Source organism: Streptococcus pneumoniae (genome assembly GCA_040719455.1).
Taxonomy (GTDB): Bacteria; Bacillota; Bacilli; order Lactobacillales; family Streptococcaceae; genus Streptococcus; species Streptococcus pneumoniae_G.
On the sequence record JBFDTN010000001.1, the window covers coordinates 383,807 to 402,978 of the forward strand.

Consider the following 19,172-nt stretch of genomic DNA (forward strand, 5'->3'; position numbering starts at 1 on the left):
CGACTCGTTGCCTCGTATAAAATCAAAACTAAACAACTATATCAACTAAAAATATGATATACTAAAGAAAGATTAGATAGAAAAGAGTGGGGATATGGTGGAGCCAGTAAAATTATTTCAGTACAATACATTAGGAGCTCTAATGGCAGGGTTGTATGGAGGAACTTTGACCATTGGCGAATTGTTGCAGCATGGTGATTTGGGCTTGGGAACTTTGGACTCTATTGATGGTGAATTGATTGTCCTAGATGGTAAAGCCTATCAAGCCAAGGGTTCTGGCAATACGCCAGAAGTGATTGAGCTAGGGGATGATGTGATGGTGCCGTATGCAGCTGTGGTCCCTCATCAGGCAGAAGTGATTTTCCGTCAACGATTTGAGATGACCAGTCAGGAATTGCAAGAGCGTATCGAATCCTACTATGATGGTGAAAATCTATTTCGCTCGATTAAGATTCATGGAACATTTAAGCACATGCACGTTCGGATGATTCCTAAATCAACTACGGAACGCAAATTTGCCGAAGTTGCTATTCATCAGCCAGAATATCAAGTAGAGGATATTGTGGGAACCATTGTAGGCATTTGGACACCGGAAATCTTTCATGGGGTGAGCTTAGCAGGTTATCATTTGCACTTTATCTCTGATGATTTGACCTTTGGCGGTCATGTCATGAACTATATCATCGAAGAAGGGATTGTGGAGCTGGGAGCAGTGGATCAGCTGGATCAACGCTTTCCTGTCCAAGATCGCAAGTATCTCTTTGCAAAATTTAATGTCAATGAAGTCAAGGAAGACATGGAAAAATCAGAATAACACAAAATCCGAGGGTTATAGTCCTCGGATTTTAAAATTTTTAAAAAGAGTCATACTTAAAAGAGCTTGTCACTACTCTCCTTGCCAATTTTTTGACAAGTACCTAGCATAGCTAGAAATAGCAAAGTTAATCAAGAAATAAAGCCCTGCAATGAGAAAGTAGAGAGCAAAAACTTGCTCGGTCTCATAATAGCGCCCCATGAGAATCTGACCAGAGCCAAACAGCTCTTGAAGAGCGATGACTGAGTACAGCAAGCTCGTATCTTTAATCACTGTCACAAATTGGGAAATGATTGCAGGTAGCATTTTCTTGATAGCTTGGGGAAGGATGATGTAGATGAGGATTTGAAAAGAGGTAAATCCTTGAGACAAGCCAGCTTCTGTCTGTCCGTAAGGCACAGCATTTAAGCCGCCACGGATAATCTCTGCCAAGGCAGCACTGGTAAACACTGTAAAGCTGATGATACCTGCAGGCGTTGATTTGACTTGAAAGACTAGAAAAATCGTGAAAATCCAGAGAAGATTCGGCACATTTCTGACGAATTCGATGTAGATGGTTGCTAACCATGTTAGAAGGGGAAACTTGCTATTTCGCATGACTGCAAGAATAGTTCCAAACATGGTCGATAAAAGAATGGCAATCAAGGAGATGAACAAGGTCAGTTTAAGCCCTCCTAAGATAAATAGGAGATTATTGGGGGTAAAAATTGATAAAATCGTATCCATAAAGCCTCCTTATAAGCTGTACGTTGCCTTGTTTTTCTCTTCCATGTAACGACCAAAGCTCGCAACAGGAAAGCAAAGAGCAAAGTAGAGAATAGCAGCACCTATAAAGGCAGGAATATAATTGCCATTTAAAGCTGACCAAGACTTGGTTGTAAACATCAAATCTGCTCCTGAGATAATCGCAATGGTCGAAGTGTTTTTAATCAGATTCACCACCTGATTGGTCAATGGTGGCAAGATAATCCGAAAGGCTTGGGGGAGGATGATGTAGTACATGGTTTCTAGTCTGGTAAATCCCTGCGAGAGAGCTGCCTCGCTCTGACCAGTCGGAATGGACTCAATCCCTGCGCGAATCACTTCTGCAATGTAAGCTCCGTGATACAAGCCAACACAGATCACAGCTGTCCAGTAGGTATTTGGCATGAGTGTGTAATGGCTGATGAGTGGAAAGCCGTAAAAGATAATGACAAATTGTACTAAAAGTGGTGTATTTTGGTAATACTCCACATAGACTCGTGCTAAAATCTTCAACGCTTTATGTTTACTCGTGCTCCAAGTGGCAAAGAGGATGCCAACTAGCATGGCAAGGAGAAAGGCGCCAATCGAAATCAAGAGTGTAAATAGAAATCCGTTGAAAAATAGTGGAAATTCCTTCCAGTATTGTAGCCAGTTTGCGGTATCAAACATAGCAGCTCCTTTCTAATCTTTCGTTGCCTTTGATGGCTCGAGATGGTAGGTCTTGTATATCTTTTTGAGAGTTCCGTCCTTGCTCCATTTTTTGATAAGACTATCGACATAGTGGTTTAAATCTTCTTTTGATTTTTTACTCACGACTCCGTAATCGGCACTTTTAAATCCGTCTTGCAAGAGGGTATTGCTCCGATTGAGATAGCCAGAGAGGATGGATTTATCGACTGAAAAAGCATCAATTCGGTGGGCACGCAGAGCAAGTGATAACTCAGGATAGCTCCCCAATTCGACAAAGCGGAAATTCCAGCCGTGCTTTTTAGCAATCTCTGTCAATACCTTTCCTTGAATAGCGCCTTGGGCGACCCCGATGGTCTTTCCATTCAAATCGTGGATAGATGCGATTTGACTATCTTTGTTGACCAAAAAGCCAGAAGCATCCGTGTAGTAAGGGGTGGTAAAGTTAAAGAGTTTCTTGCGTTCGTCTGTAATGGTAAAGGTGGCAAGCACCAAATCAACTTGTTCATTATCAAGGAGAGGACCGCGTGTTTGGGCAGAAACGGGGACAAAGTTTACCTTGACCTTGAGATCGTCAGCGATTTTTCTCGCTAAATCCACTTCCAGGCCAGTATAGGTCTTGGTCTCAGGATCCAAAAAACCAAAGTTTGGCACATCTTGCTTGACACCGACATTTAGAACCCCACGTTTTTGGATTTCCTTTACGTGTTTGCCAAGTTCTTCTGCACCAGCTGTGGGAGTGAGAAGGGATATGAGCGTAAGCAAGATAGCGAGACATACTAAAGTAATTTTTTTCATAGCATTCTCCTATCCTTTGATGTGATCACTTTTGTGATGGATAATCTTGCTGAGGAATTGCTTGGCACGCTCATCCTTAGGATTGGCAAAGAAACCAGCTACATCGCGTGTGTCCTCTAAGACCTCGCCATCAGCCATGAAGATGATACGGTCAGCTACTTCTTGGGCAAAGCCCATTTCATGGGTGACGACAATCATGTTCATACCGTCCTTAGCCAGCTTTTGCATAACAGCTAAGACATCTCCGATGGTTTCAGGGTCAAGCGCTGAGGTCGGCTCATCAAAGAGCAGAAGATCAGGATGCATGGCAAGTCCACGAGCAATGGCAATCCGTTGTTTTTGCCCCCCAGAAAGCATGCTAGGGTAGGAGTCTTTCTTATCCCACATATTAACGAATTCCAGATATTTTTTGGCAGTAGCCTTGGCTTCCTCTGGAGAAATACCGAGAACTTTTGTAGGAGCTAAAGTAACATTTTCTAACACGGTTTTGTGGGGATAGAGGTTGAAATGCTGGAAAACCATCCCAACTTTCTTTCGAAGTTCTACCAAATCTTTACCAGAAGCCTTGGCAAGATCAGCTCCATTGACGATTAGACTGCCTTTGTCAATCCCTTCTAAGCCATTGATAGTCCGAATCAGTGTTGATTTTCCAGAGCCAGAAGGTCCTAGTAAAACAACGACTTCACCGCTTTCAAAGCTGAGATTGATATTGCGGAGTGCATGGTAGTCTCCATAGTATTTCTCGACATGGTTGAATTCAATTAAGCTCATAGCACCGCTCCTTTTATGTTATAAAATATAACATAAATATATCAGATTTTCTGACATCTGTCAATCTTTTTTTAAAAATTGATGACGATAGGGCTTGATTAGCGATTTTTTCAGATTTTTTGGTATAATAGGGAAGAAAAGAAGGTGAAAAAATGAAAAAAATATTAGTAGTAGATGATGAAAAGCCAATCTCAGATATTATCAAGTTCAACATGGTCAAGGAAGGCTATGAGGTCATTACGGCTTTTAATGGTCGTGAGGCTTTGGAGCTCTTTGAGGCAGAGCGTCCTGATATTTTGATTTTGGACTTGATGTTGCCAGAGATTGATGGTTTAGAAGTAGCAAAGACTATTCGCAAGACCAGCAATGTCCCGATTATCGTCTTATCTGCCAAAGATAGCGAGTTTGACAAGGTCATCGGTCTTGAGATTGGGGCAGATGATTATGTGACCAAGCCCTTTTCCAATCGTGAATTGCAGGCTCGTGTCAAGGCGATTTTGCGCCGTGCAGAACTAGCACCAGAAAATCAAGAAACCCAAGCGGAGCAGACAGAGATTAACATCGGCAAGCTCCAGATTTTAAAGGATGCCTTTGTGGCGAAAAAGCTAGGCAAGGAATTAGAATTGACCCATCGGGAGTTTGAACTCTTGCTTCACTTAGCAACCCACGTGGGACAAGTTATGACACGAGAGCACTTGCTTGAAACAGTGTGGGGGTATGATTACTTTGGCGATGTGCGGACGGTGGATGTGACCATCCGTCGCTTACGAGAAAAGATTGAGGATGTCCCAAGCCGACCAGAATACATTTTGACGCGTCGTGGTGTGGGCTATTACATGAGAAACAATGATTGAGACGATTAGAAGTTTTATCGTATCCAAGGACTTTATCTTTGTCCTTCTGATTATTGGCTTTATCTTGGTGATTGCACTATTGTCCTTGGAAAACCGTAGGGATAACCTACGCATTCGCGAACTCAACCAAAAGGTCAAGGATTTGATAGCGGGTGATTATTCCGAGGTGCTTGACATGCAGGGCGGTCCTGAGATTACCGATATCACAAATAGCTTAAATGACCTCTCTGAGGTCATTCGTTTGACGCAGGAAAATCTCGAGCAGGAAACCAAGCGTCTCCATAGTATCTTGGCCTACATGACAGACGGAGTGCTTGCGACCAATCGTCGTGGCAAGGTCATCATGATCAACGACATGGCGACTCGTCAGCTCGGTGTTAAAAGGGAAGATGCTGAAAGTCTTGATATTTTAGAGCTTTTGGGCATTGCTGAGGAGTATGAGCTCAGAGACTTGGTTTCCAAGGTTCCAGATGTTACCATTGACTCGCAGGATGAAAATGGGGAATACCTTAGCCTGCGTGTCCGTTTTGCTTTGATTCGCAGGGAGTCTGGCTTTATCTCAGGGTTAGTCGCGGTCTTGCATGATACCACAGAGCAAGAGAAAGAAGAGCGCGAGAGACGGCTCTTTGTTTCTAACGTCAGCCATGAGCTTAGAACTCCCTTGACCAGTGTTAAGTCCTATCTGGAGGCCTTAGACGAAGGAGCTTTGATGGAGCCCATAGCGCCTGATTTTATCAGAGTATCGCTTGATGAGACCAATCGCATGATGCGGATGATCTCAGATTTGCTCAATCTCTCTCGGATTGACAATGCGAAGACCCAGCTTGATATCGAGTTGACCAACTTTACCGCCTTTATCACCTTTATCCTCAATCGTTTTGACAAGATGAAGGGACAAGAGGAGCATAAAAAGTATGAATTGGTCCGCAATTATCCCATCAATTCTGTCTGGGTCGAGATTGATACGGACAAGATGACGCAGGTGATTGACAATCTCTTAAACAACGCCATCAAGTACTCGCCAGACGGTGGGAAAATCACCGTCAGCATGAAAACAACAGAAACCCAGATGATTGTGTCGATTTCGGATGAGGGTCTAGGGATTCCAAAGGCTGATTTGCCTAAGATTTTTGACCGTTTTTATCGAGTGGATAAGGCGAGAAGCCGTGAGCAAGGCGGGACTGGTCTTGGACTTGCCATTGCAAAGGAAATCATCAAGCAACACAATGGCTTTATCTGGGCCAAGAGCCAGTATGGGGAAGGTTCGACCTTTACCATTGTTTTGCCGTATGACAAGGATGCTGTGAAAGAAGATGTTTGGGATGAGGAAGAGATAGACGAATAGATGAGTAGTAAGGGATTTAAGTATAGTATTTTAGCGTCTGGCTCTAGTGGAAATTGCTTTTACTTAGAGACGGATCAGAAAAAGATTTTAGTCGATGCAGGGCTTTCAGGGAAGAAAATCACCAGTCTCTTGGGAGAGATTGGTCGTAAGCCAGAAGAACTGGATGCGATCTTGGTGACCCATGAGCATAAGGATCATATCCACGGAGTAGGAGTCTTAGCTCGCAAGTACAATCTTGACATCTACGCCAATGAAGAGACCTGGAAAGCTATGGACACAGCTCTAGGCAAGATCGATGTCAGTCAAAAGCATATCTTTGAGATGGGTGTGACCAAGACCTTTGGGGATTTGGATATTGAAAGTTTTGGGGTCAGCCATGATGCAGTGGCGCCCCAGTTTTATCGCTTTATGAAGGATGACAAGAGCTTTGTCATGCTGACGGATACGGGCTATGTGAGTGACCGCATGGCAGGGATTATCGAAAATGCAGATGGATACCTGATAGAGTCCAACCACGATATCGAGATTTTGCGCAGTGGTGCCTATCCATGGAGTTTGAAGCAGCGAATCCTGTCTGACAAGGGGCACTTGTCCAATGAAGACGGTGCCGAGACCATGATTCGAACGCTTGGTCACCGCACCAAGAAAATCTACCTCGGGCATCTCAGTAAGGAAAATAACATCAAGGAACTTGCCCACATGACCATGGTCAATCAGCTAGCACAGGCGGACTTGGGCGTTGGCGTGGACTTTCAGGTCTATGATACCTCGCCAGATACGGCGACACCACTAACGGATATCTGAGATGAGAAAAGATGAGATTTTAAAGGCTGCAGAAAGCTATGTCCAACTAGAAATGGGACAGGATAGGAGTGGTCATGATGATTGGCATGCCATGCGTGTCAGAAATACTGCGAAAAAACTAGCGGAGTTGGAAGGGGCAGATTCCTTTATTTGCGAATTAGCAGCCCTTCTTCATGATGTGGCGGATGAAAAATTCAACCCCTCTCAAGAGATGGGGCTGGAGAAAATTTCTCAGTGGATGATGGGGCAGGGAGTGACTGACAGTGATCGTTTGCATATTCTAGAGATTGTTGCAACCATGTCCTTTAAAGGTGGAAAAGGTGTTATTCCTGTCAGTTTAGAGGGAAAAATTGTTCAGGATGCTGATCGATTAGATGCTATTGGAGCGATTGGAATTGCACGTGTGATGTGTTATTCCGCTTATAGCGAGCGTCCAATTCATGATCCTTATCTCCTACCGCGCGATTCTATGACTGTGGAAGAATACCGAAATGGTCAATCTAGCGCCATTATGCATTTCTATGAAAAGCTTCTGCTATTAAAAGATCGTATGAATACAAAAGTAGCAAAAGAGCTGGCGCAAAGTCGTCATGAGTTTATGGAAATGTATTTGGAGCAGTTTTACCAAGAATGGGATGGAAAAGCTTGAAGGTCGGTGTCATAGGCAGAGTTATAGATAGAAAATCGGCTGTTTAGTCGATTTTTCAATCTAACGTTAGTCTAACATTGAAGTTTTTTCAAATATGTGTCATAATAGTAGTGACGGATTGTGAAAACGTTCTATCAAGACGCACAATCATCACTGAAAGGAGCCAATATGGAAAATTTAAAGCAGATGGCAGGCGTGAAAGCTGCTGAATATGTGACAGATGGCATGGTGGTTGGTCTGGGCACAGGTTCGACTGCTTATTATTTTGTAGAGGAAATTGGGCGTCGTGTGCGTGAGGAGGGCTTGTCAATCACGGCTGTAACAACGTCTAGTGTCACGACCCAGCAGGCAGAAAAACTGGGCATTCCTCTGAAGTCTATTGACCAGGTCGATACGGTCGATGTGACAGTAGATGGTGCAGATGAGGTTGATAAAGACTTTAACGGCATTAAAGGTGGGGGTGGTGCCCTTTTGATGGAAAAGGTCGTTGCAGTGCCTACCAAGCATTATATTTGGGTGGTAGATGAAAGCAAGTTAGTAGAGCACTTGGGGGCTTTTAAACTTCCAGTCGAAGTGGTGCAATACGGTGCAGAGCAAGTTTTTCGTCGCTTTGAAAAGGCAGGCTACCAGCCAAGTTTCCGTGAGACAGATGGCAAACGTTTTGTCACGGATATGCAAAATTTCATCATTGATCTTGATTTGAAAAAGATTGACAATCCTCTCGCCTTCGCAGAAACGCTTGATCGCACTGTTGGTGTGGTGGAGCATGGGCTCTTTAATGGCATGGTGCAGACTGTGATTGTAGCAGGGCAAAAAGGCTTAGAGATTTTAGAGAAATAGATTGGAGAAAAAATGGCAAAATTTAAACGCATGCACGTTGTTGTATTAGATTCAGTAGGGATTGGAGCTGCGCCTGATGCAGATCAGTTTTTCAATGCAGGTGAGCCAGATACGACGTCTGATACTTTGGGACATATCTCAGAAACAGCGGGCTTGACTGTGCCAAATATGGCGAAAATCGGTCTTGGAAATATCGAGCGCGATACACCGCTTAAAACCGTTGCTCTTGAAGAAAATCCAACAGGTTATGTGACAAAATTAGAAGAAGTATCACGTGGAAAAGACACCATGACTGGTCACTGGGAAATCATGGGACTCAACATCACAGACCCATTTGATACATTCTGGGACGGATTCCCAGAAGAGCTTCTCCAAAAAATCGAAGAATTTTCAGGACGCAAAATTATTCGTGAGGCCAACAAACCTTATTCAGGAACAGCAGTCATTGATGACTTTGGCCCACGCCAAATGGAAACAGGTGAGTTGATTGTCTATACTTCAGCCGACCCTGTTCTGCAAATTGCAGCCCACGAAGAGATTATCCCATTGGACGAACTCTACAAGATTTGTGAATACGCACGTTCGATTACCCTTGAGCGTCCATCTCTATTGGGTCGCATCATTGCGCGTCCTTATGTCGGAACACCGGGCAACTTCACGCGGACTGCCAATCGTCATGACTATGCTGTATCTCCATTTGCCCCAACCGTGCTGGATAACTTGAAAGCAGCAGGAATCGATACCTATGGTGTTGGAAAAATCAACGATATCTTCAACGGTGCAGGCATTTCTCACGATATGGGACACAACAAGTCCAACAATCACGGGGTTGACAATTTCATCAAGGTCTTGCAAAATGAGGACTTTACCGAAGGCTTGTCATTTACGAACCTCGTTGACTTTGATGCAGTCTATGGACACCGCCGTGATACAGAAGGCTACCGCGATTGCTTGGAAGAATTTGATGCACGTTTACCAGAAATCATCGAAAATCTTCGTGAAGATGACCTGCTCATGATTACAGCTGACCACGGAAACGACCCGACTTATGTCGGAACTGACCACACGCGTGAATATGTGCCATTGCTCATCTTTGGAAAATCACTCAAGGCAGCTGGTAATATTCCAGTTGGACACTTTGCGGACATCTCAGCAACCATTGCGGATAACTTTGGTGTTGAAAAGAGCCAGATTGGGGAAAGCTTCCTAGAACACTTGGTGTAAGATGAAAGAATATGAATCCAAATCAGCCCTCATAGTTGAAATAAAAAAGCGAGCAGCACTCTTTATCGGGGAATTTGCGACCATTTCTGAAGCGGACAAAGATTTGCTTCTTGACGGAGTGGATCGTAGTCCTGCCCAGATGATTGCCTATCAATTAGGCTGGCTGCAGTTGCTACAAAGCTGGGAAAGAGATGAGAAGGCAGGACTTCCTGTCGTAACCCCGCATAGAGACTTTAAGTGGAATCAGCTCAGCGGACTCTATCAGACCTTTTATGCAGCCTATGCAAGCAATTCTTTACAGGACTTGATTACGCAGTTTGAGAAAGAGCTTAGCTCTGTCTTAGAGCAGGTGGCTAGCTACACGGATGAGGAGCTATTTCAGCCGGAGAGTCGCAAATGGGCTAGTTCAACACCTAGTAAGTGGCCTGTTTGGAAATGGATTCATATCAATACTGTTGCACCATTTACCAACTTTCGAACGAAGATTCGCAAGTGGAAGAAAGTATATCTTACGCTTGAACAAGAAAAATAGGGTGGTTGTATGATTGAAAAAGTAGAACGCTTGATTGCGGAAATCAATCACATTCATCACCTGTACTCAAAGGATTATTTTGAAACAGGAAAGGTAGCAAAAGTCAATCTTTCTCATACTTTTGCTAAGGTACCGACCGAACACATCTTATCTTATCGCCTCAATTTGCATGAATCAATCAATGATTACTTGTACCGTGCCGATGTAAAGGATATTCATTATTACTACCGTGTAAAGACGGCAGAAAGCATTCTGTACAAGATTGATTCCTATAAAAAAAGAGATACCAAGTATCCCGTTAATAACATTTTAAATGATATTTTCGGCGCGCGAGTGATTCTTCAGTCTGAAGATATTTTTGATATTTTCGAGCGCTTGGATGATTGGAAAGCGACCTATGGACTGAAAAATTGGTATATCAGAGATAGGGATGGCTATGTCGGTATTCATATCTATTTTAAAAATCAGAGCAATTTTTACTATCCGTGGGAATTGCAGATTTGGGATGAGAAGGATGCAGAAACAAATATCGAAAGTCATAGGCTATATAAGCGTAGCTTTGTACACTAAAAGGAGAAAATTTAAATGTCACTAATGGAAAAAATCCAAGAAACAAAAGGTTTTTTGGAAGCAAAAGGTCTTACAGCTCCAGAATTTGGGTTGATTTTGGGGTCAGGTTTGGGTGAGTTAGCCGATGAGGTGGAAAATGCCATTGTCATCGACTATGCAGACATTCCAAACTGGGGTCAATCAACGGTTGTAGGTCATGCAGGAAAATTGGTCTACGGAGACTTGGCAGGCAAGAAAGTCTTGGCCCTTCAAGGACGTTTCCACTTTTATGAAGGAAATCCAATGGACGTGGTAACCTTCCCAGTTCGCGTCATGAAAGCACTTGGTTGCCATAGCATGATCGTAACCAATGCAGCAGGCGGAATTGGCTTTGGTCCAGGAACACTCATGATGATCAATGACCATATCAACATGATTGGCACCAATCCACTCATCGGTGAAAACTTGGACGAATTTGGCCCACGTTTCCCAGATATGTCAGATGCTTATAGCAAGGACTATCGTGCCAAAGCCAAAGAAATTGCAGACAGCATAGGTGTCAAGGTAGAAGAAGGGGTCTATCTTGGCGTGTCTGGTCCAACCTACGAAACACCGGCAGAAATCCGTGCCTACCAAACCATGGGAGCATCTGCAGTCGGTATGTCAACTGTGCCAGAAGTGATTGTAGCCGTACATTCAGGTATTAAGGTGCTAGGAATTTCAGCTATTACCAACTATGCAGCTGGTTTCCAAAGCTCACTCAACCATGAAGAAGTGGTCGAAGTGACAACACGGATTAAAGAAGATTTCAAAGGCTTGGTAAAAGCTATCTTAGCAGGATTATAAGAGGAGAAAAAAATGTCTATTCATATTGGAGCAAAGGTCGGCGAGATTGCTGACAAGATTTTATTGCCAGGAGATCCCTTGCGGGCAAAATTCATCGCAGAAAACTTTTTAGAAGATGCGGTCTTGTTCAACGAAATCCGTGGCATGTATGGCTACACTGGAACTTACAAAGGTGAGCGTGTCAGCGTTATGGGAACAGGTATGGGAATGCCGTCTATTTCGATTTATGCGCGTGAGTTAATTGTGGACTACGGTGTAAAACGCTTGATTCGTGTGGGGACAGCAGGTTCTCTGAATCCAGATGTCCATGTCCGTGAATTGGTCCTTGCGCAAGCGGCTGCGACCAACTCAAACATGATCCGCAACGATTTTCCAATGTATGATTTCCCACAAATCGCAAGCTTTAACTTGTTAGATAAGGCCTATCACATTGCGAAAGACTTAGGCATGACAACGCATGTCGGTTCTGTCTTGTCATCTGATGTCTTTTACTCAAACTTCTACGAGCAAAACCTAAAATTAGGAACTATGGGTGTTCACGCTGTTGAAATGGAAGCAGCGGCCCTTTACTATCTTGCTGCTCAGCACGGTGTAGAGGCGCTTGGAATCATGACGATTTCTGATAGCTTGGTCAACCCAGATGAAGATACGACAGCAGAAGAACGTCAAACAACCTTTACAGATATGATGAAAGTCGGTTTGGAAACTTTGATTGCAAAATAAAAGAATGATACTTCTCTCAGAGGGTGATAGCTCTCTGAGCTTTTTTTATGCAAGATAATATTGCTATCAAGCTTTTTTCTTGTATAAATGATAAAAAAGTGAAATTTTTATTCAAAATAAGCTTGACAATCTTTCAAAAAAATTGTAAGATTTTATGTATAAAAAAACAAGGGAAGGAATTTTTATAACAATAGATTAGTCGTAAGTTGTCAAAATGAAAATGCAAAACTTGACATTTTCAGAAAACAAGTGTATGATTATACAGGTAAAGAAAACAAAGGAGTATATTTATGAAGTTTAAAAAATTATTACTAACAGCAATGACGGCTGTAACAGCTTTTAGCATGGCTGCTTGTGGGTCTTCTACGAATGCAGGTGTAGATGCGATAAAATCCAAAGGAAAATTGGTCGTTGCGACCAGTCCAGACTATGCACCTTTTGAATTTCAAACCTTGGTGGATGGAAAAAATAAGGTTGTAGGGGCAGATATGGATTTGGCACAGGCCATCGCGGACGAACTTGGTGTGAAACTAGAGATTTCAACCATGAGTTTTGACAATGTCTTGACGAGTTTGCAAGCTGGAAAAGCAGATCTTGCTATTTCAGGTTTGGCTGTGACCGATGAGCGTAAAGCCGTTTTTGATTTTTCAGAATCTTATTATGATACAAAAATCAGCCTCTTGGTGCGCAAGGCAGATTTGGATAAGTATGCAAGTTTGGAAGCTTTTGACGGAGTCAGTGTAGCTGCTCAAAAAGGTTCTATTCCTGAGAGTATGGTGAAGGAGCAGTTGCCAAAAGCCAATCTCATTTCTCTCACCAATATGGGGGAAGCCATCAATGAATTGCAGGCAGGAAAAGTGGAAGCGGTGAATTTGGATGAGCCAGTAGCTCTCAGCTATGCAGCTCAAAACAAGGACTTGGCTGTGGCTAAGGTAGCGCTTAAAACAACAGGAGGTGACGCCAATGCTGTTGCCATGCCAAAAGGGAGCGATGAGCTAAAAGAGGTCGTCGATAAGGTTGTCAAGAAAGTGAAAGCAGAAGGCACTTACAAAACCTATCTTGAAAATGCTTCAAAACTCAGTGTTGCGGAGTAAACGATGATTACAGAGGACTGGAACTTAATTTCCAGTCCTCTTTTTTATGGTATAATAAAAGGAAAAGGAGGTCTTTTCATGCCAATTCCTAGTATTTCTCAGCCAGAGATGCTCTTTGTCTCAGATGGACTTCGTTTACGTGCCTATGATGGTCAATTGGATCTAGCCTATCCTTGGTACCAAGATACCGATATGGTGTATTTGCTAGATGCGGTTGGAAAACCTTATTCTCACAAGACGATTCAACAGATGTATGAGTTTCTCAGTCATCGAGGGGAAGTCTATTTCATTGAGGTGGATGAAGCTAAGAGTTGGAAAGCGATTGGTGATGTCGCTTTTTGGCAAGAGGATCTGCCGATTGTCATTGGTGAGAAGAGCTATCGTGGCTGTGGGATTGGACGAGCTGTGGTTAAGACTTTGATAGAGCGGGCTAGAGAGCTTGGGTTTGACTATTTGCGGGTGCAGGAGATTTATGAGTTTAATGTGGCTTCTAAAGCTCTATTTACTTCGTTAGGATTTCAGCAGCTATGTCAGACGGATAAAGGCTACTCTTACGAATTGCCCTTGATGATGGATATTAGATAACTACGTCCAAGTCAAGCAGTGGTTTAAAAAGGAGAATTTTTCTCCGTTGCCTATTCAGAAAAAGGATGAGGAGTATCTTTTGACTGATGGGGATAGGAGAGCTTCTGTGGTTTATCAAGCAGATTTTACTAAAATCCCTGTTTATCTGGATCAAGATAATCTACCTTGGGTTTTATACGACGCTTGTTTGGCAGAATGTATAGTTATTTAGTTTTGATTTATGACATCGTTAACTCGTCGTATCTAACCTAAGTTATGCCTGCGACTCGTTGCCTCGTACTAAATCAAAAATAAGCAACTATATAAATCAAAGAATTTGTTATATCTGTGATTTAGAGGAGCGAATCTTATCAAAAGAAGACTATGCTGTGAAATGGTTAGGACACTGTGAAAAATTATCAGAAATATTGGAGGGAGTAAGGAATGATATTTGAATTTTGTGCAGAAAATGGGACCTTGGTAGAGCGAGCTTTTCAGGCAGGAGCTCAGCGTGTAGAACTATGTGATAATTTAGCTGTGGGCGGTACAACACCGAGCATGGGGGTGATGAAAGAAACGCTTGCCTTAGCGAAAGACTATGAGGCAGCGGTTATGGTCATGATTCGTCCTAGAGGTGGAGATTTTGTCTATACCAAGGCTGAGCTAGCGATGATGCTGGAGGATATTCGCTGGGCTAAGGAAAGTGGGGCGCAGGGAGTTGTTTTCGGTGCATTGACAGAAGAAAATAAGCTTGATAAGTCCGCTCTTACAGAATTGATTGCAGCTTCTGCCGGCATGGAAATCGTCTTTCACATGGCTTTTGATTGTCTGTCAAAAGACCAGCAGCTCGTAGCTATGGATTGGTTAGAAAAGCAAGGAGTGACACGGATTTTGACTCATGGTGGTGCAGCAGGAACAGATATTTTGGACAATCTGGATTGGCTAAAAACGCTAATGATGTATAGCGATGGTCGGATTGAAATCTTACCTGGTGGTGGGATTTCGACAGAAAATCGTGAAAGGATTGCCGCAGCCTTGGGAGTTGATCAATTACATGGAACGAGGATTGTATGGTAGAGATGTTGGAGATTTTTAAAGGATATGAAGTTGATGAAAATCAGCTTGAGTTGTATGGCTTTCATAAGGAAAAAGACAGCTATACCTACGCACAAACTATCTTAGAAGGTGAGTTTTTAGTGAGGATTGGGATTAGTGGGAGAGACATTTCTCTTCAAGTGCTGGATAGCGAGACTCAGGAAATCTATGCCCCTTTTTGGGTAGAAAATGTCACAGGGACATTTGTAGGACAGGTACGGCAGGAAGTTGCGGAACTTTTGCTAGAGATTCGTGAAAGCTGCTTTCAGGCGAATCGTTTTCTGCATGCACAGACAGAGCGGATTTTAGAGAGGATTGCGGCAAGCTATCATGGTAAAATCGACTATCTATGGGAACGCTTGGGTCCACATACTGCCTATCCTGCGGGAGCTCTTCGTCATCAAAAGACCAAGAAATGGTATGGCATTGTGATGACGCTGGATTGGAAGAAATTCTATGCCAATAAGGAAGGAAAGATTGAAATCTTGACCCTCAAGCATGATGAGGTGGCGACACTTCTAAAAACAGAGGGGTATTATCCTGCTTACCACATGAATAAAAAATATTGGCTCAGTATTCCTTTAAATGATTCCATTTCGGACCAAGCTATTTTTGAGCTGATAGAGCGAAGCTATTCTTTAACACAATAAACGAGGCTGGAATCTAGTATCCAACCTCGTTTTTTCTATTTAAAATACTCTTGTAGATGCGGTAAAACCTGCCTTAAGTTTTCATAGCGAATCTTAGCATAGCGATAAGGACAATCCTGCAAATAGGCTTTTTCAAAGAAATCAAGTGCCAGTCCGCTGTGTTTAAGAGCGCTGATTGAGCGAGCGTTTGTAATCTCTAAAATCAATCCATCCCGAGTTTGGGTGTATAAGCAAGGCAGTGGAGTATTTGCGAGTAATTGCTTGGTCTGTTCTTGTGCTTTTTCCTGCTGGTTGAGGAGCGCGAGCCGATTTTTTTCAAACATGAGATTGTCAATGTAGAGTGCCAAAGCTTTTTGCATGATCAGATTGCTGTCATAGTCCACAGCACTTTTATAGGCTAAGAAAGTCTCTTTGAGCGCTGCAGGAAGCAGCAGGGCTGTAATCCGCAAGGCAGGAAACAGACTGGTCGAGAAAGACTTGATATAAATCACCTGCTCCTGCTCATCTAGGTAATGAAAGGTGAGTTCTCTTTTTGCATCAAAATCCGCCAAATAATCATCCTCTACGATATAGACATGATAGGTCTTTGCCAGCGCTAAAATAGCTTCTTTTTCCTTACGGCTGTAAGAATGCCCCAGAGGATAGTGAAAGCGAGGAATCGTGTAGAAAAACTTGATATGACCAGACTTGAAAATCTCTTCTAGTTCATCAAGGTCAATGCCAGCAGTTGTCCGCTCAATCGTGCGATAGGGTAAATGCTGGGATTTAATCAAGCTATTCATCCGATGATAGGTCGGTTGTTCCACAAGGATTTGGCTTTGCTGATTGGGGAAGTCTATTTGGGACAGGATATAGAGGGCTTGCTGGGTGCCAGAGGTGATGACGAATTCCTCTAAGCGTCCATAGATGGCAGAATCTAGCAAGAGTTGCTGGATAGACTCTCGGAGTTCTAGGAGCCCTTCTTGTTGAGGATAGTCGTTAAATAGATAGTGTTCTCGTCCAATCAAGGTTTCATTGACACAGAGTCTGAAATCTTCATAAGCCTGATTGTGGTCTTCTGTTACTTTTAGAGGGAGGTCATTCTTTTCTTCATCACGCTCAAGCACATAATAGCCACTATTTGGAATGGCATAGATCATGTGTAGATGCCGCAATTCAAGAAGAGCTCGCTGGGCGGTGTCCTTGCTACATTGAAAGAGCTGACTCAGCTTGCGGATAGAGGGCAATTTATCGCCTGTTTTAAGCTTGCCGTTTTCGACTTCTTGCTGGATGTAGTGAAGGATTGTTTTGTATTTACTTTCTTTCATAAAATCCGCCTATCCTTTTTTGTTCCTCCTCATTGTACTGTATGTTTCAAGATTTCTCAACTCTTGAAATAAGATTGCTGGGTAAGGCTTTTAAAGATTGGACGGCTCATCAAGCTAATCAGGAGGAGTTTTGCCAAATCTGGTAGGATAAAGGGCACAACACCTACGAGCCACGCTTTTTCAAAGGGCATACTAGCAAGGAAATGAAGTCCTAGAATACCTCCGAGAAAGACGAGGGTATCCCCAAGCAGATTTGCCATGAAAATAGAAAAAATAGAGCTTTTGGGCTGAGTGAGAGCGGAGGTGAGACTGACATAGGCAATATAGCCCCACAAGTAACCAGCACTCGGTCCGATGAGGGCTGAAAAACCGCCATGCCCTCCAGCAAATACAGGCAAACCGATCGCCCCGAGGAGCAGATAGAGCAGGACTGACAGGATGGCTTCTTTAGGCCAAAAAATCGTAGCAATCAAGCCAATCGCCATATTTTGTAAGGAAAAGGGAACGGGGCCAATGGCTAGCGTGATTTGGGCTAGGACAGAGATAAAGGCAGCGCCAAGTGCTGGTAAGGTCAGATAGGCATATTTTTTCAAATTGTAAACCAACTTTCTTTTTTATGGTAACTATTTTATCTCAAAAAGGAAAAAAGTCAAGTCTTATCTGTCTCATCGGAAAAAGAGGCCTGTTTCTTACAAAAATGTAAGAAATCCTCGTAAAATGAAAGCCAATGTTATGGCAAGTAAGACCTAACTCTTTTATACTAAAAGAAGCTGAAACGTTAGTCTCAGCTTCTTAGTAGAATTTTAGTTCTTCTTTTTATCGCATGGTGACGAATTCTTCTGAGCCTGTCGGGTGAATGGCTACGGTATTGTCAAAGTCCGCCTTCGTCGCACCCATTTTAATAGCCACAGCAAAACCTTGAATCATCTCATCCACTCCGTAGCCCAAGCCGTGAAGTCCGATAACCTTTTCATCAGGTCCTTGGGTAACGAGCTTAAAGCGTGCTTGTTGGCGATGGCTCGTTACGGCTGAGTACATGGAGGCAAAGCTAGAAGTATAGATACGGATATTTTCCTTGCCGTATTGGGTAATCGCTTCTTTTTCGGTCAGTCCTACGGTCCCAATAGCAGGGTGAGAAAAGACTACCGTTGGAATGTTGGTGTAATCCATTTTGGCATGGGGCTGGTGGTTAAAGAGGCGTTCAGCCAGTGTTCTGCCTGCCTTGATGGCAACAGGGGTCAATTCTTTTTCGCCTGTGACGTCTCCAAGAGCGTAAATTCCTTTGGTTGTCGTATTTTGATACTCATCGACCGCGATAAAGCCACGCTCGTTGAGACTAACACCAACGGCTGTTAAGTTGAGGTCAGCCACATTTGGTTTGCGTCCAGTTGCCCAGACGACTTTTTCAGCACTTGCATGACTTCCATCTTCGAAATGAATACGAATCTTTCCATCATCCATTTTCTCGAGCCGTTTGGGGACTTTATGGGTGTGGAGTTGGAGTCCGACTTTCGCCATTTCTTCGACCAAGCCATCTACGATGTAGTCATCAAAATTCCGAAGTGGCTTGTCACCACGGACAAATAAATCTGTTTTTACTCCAAGAGCATGGAGCACCCCTGCCAACTCAACAGCAATATAGCCTGCTCCTAAGATGGCAACGGATTGGGGAAGATTTTCCCATTCAAAGACGTGGTCAGATACCAAGCCTAAATCAGCTCCTTCAATGGCTGGAACAAAGGCGTGCCCACCTGTGGCAATGACGATATGTTTCGCAGAAATCAGCTCCCCACCCACTTCAACGGTGTGTGGATAGACAAAACGTGCTCGTCCACGGATCACTTCGACACCATTTTTATCAAAGGTATTTGTATAAGAATTGCGGGAGCGATCAATATAGGCTTCACGATTTTTGCGAAGAGTTGCAAAATCAAAGGATTGCTCGCTACTTGTAAATCCGTAGTCAGCTCCATATTTCTGAATGCTTTCAGCGATTTGAGCGCCGTACCACATGATTTTTTTAGGGACACAGCCGCGATTGACACAGGTACCCCCGAGCAGATCATCTTCAATTACAGCCACTTTTGCACCATAAAGACTGGCACGGTTAGCGGTCGCGATACCGCCGCTCCCTCCGCCAATGGTGATTAAATCATATTCTCTCATGGTTTTCTCCTTTAGTATCGTTGCTATCATTGTATCGCTTTTCTTGCATGAATGCAAAAATCCGCTACGTTGGAGTCATGTTCACAAGAAAAATGAGGAAAAGGCTTGATTTTTAA

At 43.3% G+C, this 19,172-nt stretch carries 22 protein-coding genes; 15 read left to right on the top strand and 7 right to left on the bottom strand.

Annotated features, from left to right (window positions below; translation table 11 throughout):
- Positions 1-94: 94 nt before the first annotated feature.
- Positions 95-814 (top strand): acetolactate decarboxylase, encoded by a 720-nt coding sequence (gene budA / locus AB1I63_01775; GenBank protein ID MEW4353616.1) that lies wholly within the window; start codon positions 95-97, stop codon positions 812-814.
- Between the two features lie 72 nt (positions 815-886).
- On the opposite strand, the gene AB1I63_01780 is transcribed toward budA, so the two are convergent.
- Genes AB1I63_01780 through AB1I63_01795 form a run of 4 tightly spaced genes read right to left on the bottom strand, consistent with a single transcriptional unit; the run spans position 887 to position 3,814 of the window.
- Positions 887-1,540 (bottom strand): amino acid ABC transporter permease, encoded by a 654-nt coding sequence (locus AB1I63_01780; protein ID MEW4353617.1) that lies wholly within the window; start codon positions 1,538-1,540, stop codon positions 887-889.
- Between the two features lie 9 nt (positions 1,541-1,549).
- Positions 1,550-2,227 carry an amino acid ABC transporter permease gene (locus AB1I63_01785; GenBank protein MEW4353618.1) on the bottom strand — a complete coding sequence of 226 codons (678 nt, stop codon included), beginning with the start codon at positions 2,225-2,227 and terminating at the stop codon, positions 1,550-1,552.
- Between the two features lie 12 nt (positions 2,228-2,239).
- On the bottom strand, positions 2,240-3,043 hold the full coding sequence (locus tag AB1I63_01790) for a transporter substrate-binding domain-containing protein (GenBank protein MEW4353619.1): 804 nt from the start codon (positions 3,041-3,043) through the stop codon (positions 2,240-2,242).
- 9 nt (positions 3,044-3,052) lie between these two features.
- Positions 3,053-3,814 (bottom strand): amino acid ABC transporter ATP-binding protein, encoded by a 762-nt coding sequence (locus AB1I63_01795; GenBank protein ID MEW4353620.1) that lies wholly within the window; start codon positions 3,812-3,814, stop codon positions 3,053-3,055.
- Between the two features lie 152 nt (positions 3,815-3,966).
- Between AB1I63_01795 and yycF the strand changes: the two genes are divergently transcribed.
- The 14 genes from yycF to AB1I63_01865 all read left to right on the top strand — a co-directional run bounded on the left by yycF (position 3,967) and on the right by AB1I63_01865 (position 15,583).
- Positions 3,967-4,668, top strand: coding sequence for a response regulator YycF (yycF, locus tag AB1I63_01800; GenBank protein ID MEW4353621.1), 702 nt, complete (start codon positions 3,967-3,969; stop codon positions 4,666-4,668).
- Positions 4,661-6,013 (top strand): cell wall metabolism sensor histidine kinase VicK, encoded by a 1,353-nt coding sequence (gene vicK, locus AB1I63_01805; GenBank protein ID MEW4353622.1) that lies wholly within the window; start codon positions 4,661-4,663, stop codon positions 6,011-6,013. Before yycF ends, vicK begins: the two co-directional genes overlap by 8 nt.
- The gene (locus AB1I63_01810; GenBank protein ID MEW4353623.1) at positions 6,014-6,817 is read left to right on the top strand and encodes an MBL fold metallo-hydrolase; all 804 of its coding nucleotides are present in this window, start codon (positions 6,014-6,016) and stop codon (positions 6,815-6,817) included.
- Between the two features lies 1 nt (position 6,818).
- Positions 6,819-7,466, top strand: a complete 648-nt coding sequence (locus tag AB1I63_01815) for an HD domain-containing protein (protein ID MEW4353624.1) — start codon at positions 6,819-6,821, stop codon at positions 7,464-7,466.
- 168 nt (positions 7,467-7,634) lie between these two features.
- Positions 7,635-8,306 carry a ribose-5-phosphate isomerase RpiA gene (rpiA, locus tag AB1I63_01820; GenBank protein ID MEW4353625.1) on the top strand — a complete coding sequence of 224 codons (672 nt, stop codon included), beginning with the start codon at positions 7,635-7,637 and terminating at the stop codon, positions 8,304-8,306.
- Positions 8,307-8,318: 12 nt separating this feature from the next.
- Positions 8,319-9,530 carry a phosphopentomutase gene (locus tag AB1I63_01825; GenBank protein MEW4353626.1) on the top strand — a complete coding sequence of 404 codons (1,212 nt, stop codon included), beginning with the start codon at positions 8,319-8,321 and terminating at the stop codon, positions 9,528-9,530.
- A 1-nt stretch (position 9,531) separates the two neighbouring features.
- Positions 9,532-10,062 (top strand): ClbS/DfsB family four-helix bundle protein, encoded by a 531-nt coding sequence (locus tag AB1I63_01830; GenBank protein MEW4353627.1) that lies wholly within the window; start codon positions 9,532-9,534, stop codon positions 10,060-10,062.
- 9 nt (positions 10,063-10,071) lie between these two features.
- Complete coding sequence (locus AB1I63_01835) at positions 10,072-10,632, top strand: GTP pyrophosphokinase (GenBank protein ID MEW4353628.1); 561 nt, start codon at positions 10,072-10,074, stop codon at positions 10,630-10,632.
- Positions 10,633-10,647: 15 nt separating this feature from the next.
- Positions 10,648-11,457, top strand: coding sequence for a purine-nucleoside phosphorylase (locus AB1I63_01840; protein MEW4353629.1), 810 nt, complete (start codon positions 10,648-10,650; stop codon positions 11,455-11,457).
- Positions 11,458-11,469: 12 nt separating this feature from the next.
- Positions 11,470-12,180 carry a purine-nucleoside phosphorylase gene (deoD, locus tag AB1I63_01845; protein MEW4353630.1) on the top strand — a complete coding sequence of 237 codons (711 nt, stop codon included), beginning with the start codon at positions 11,470-11,472 and terminating at the stop codon, positions 12,178-12,180.
- 290 nt (positions 12,181-12,470) lie between these two features.
- Entirely contained in the window at positions 12,471-13,274 is an 804-nt protein-coding gene (locus AB1I63_01850; protein ID MEW4353631.1) for a transporter substrate-binding domain-containing protein, read from the top strand.
- Between the two features lie 78 nt (positions 13,275-13,352).
- Positions 13,353-13,859 carry a GNAT family N-acetyltransferase gene (locus AB1I63_01855; GenBank protein ID MEW4353632.1) on the top strand — a complete coding sequence of 169 codons (507 nt, stop codon included), beginning with the start codon at positions 13,353-13,355 and terminating at the stop codon, positions 13,857-13,859.
- Positions 13,860-14,282: 423 nt separating this feature from the next.
- Positions 14,283-14,915 (top strand): copper homeostasis protein CutC, encoded by a 633-nt coding sequence (locus AB1I63_01860; GenBank protein MEW4353633.1) that lies wholly within the window; start codon positions 14,283-14,285, stop codon positions 14,913-14,915.
- Positions 14,909-15,583: an MmcQ/YjbR family DNA-binding protein gene (locus tag AB1I63_01865; protein ID MEW4353634.1), complete on the top strand. Its 675-nt coding sequence runs from the start codon at positions 14,909-14,911 to the stop codon at positions 15,581-15,583. Before AB1I63_01860 ends, AB1I63_01865 begins: the two co-directional genes overlap by 7 nt.
- A gap of 35 nt (positions 15,584-15,618) precedes the next feature.
- Here AB1I63_01865 and AB1I63_01870 read toward each other — a convergent pair whose 3' ends face one another.
- The 3 genes from AB1I63_01870 to gorA all read right to left on the bottom strand — a co-directional run bounded on the left by AB1I63_01870 (position 15,619) and on the right by gorA (position 19,056).
- Positions 15,619-16,890 carry a PLP-dependent aminotransferase family protein gene (locus AB1I63_01870; protein ID MEW4353635.1) on the bottom strand — a complete coding sequence of 424 codons (1,272 nt, stop codon included), beginning with the start codon at positions 16,888-16,890 and terminating at the stop codon, positions 15,619-15,621.
- A 56-nt stretch (positions 16,891-16,946) separates the two neighbouring features.
- On the bottom strand, positions 16,947-17,483 hold the full coding sequence (locus tag AB1I63_01875) for a biotin transporter BioY (protein MEW4353636.1): 537 nt from the start codon (positions 17,481-17,483) through the stop codon (positions 16,947-16,949).
- 223 nt (positions 17,484-17,706) lie between these two features.
- On the bottom strand, positions 17,707-19,056 hold the full coding sequence (gorA, locus tag AB1I63_01880) for a glutathione-disulfide reductase (GenBank protein MEW4353637.1): 1,350 nt from the start codon (positions 19,054-19,056) through the stop codon (positions 17,707-17,709).
- Positions 19,057-19,172: the final 116 nt, after the last annotated feature.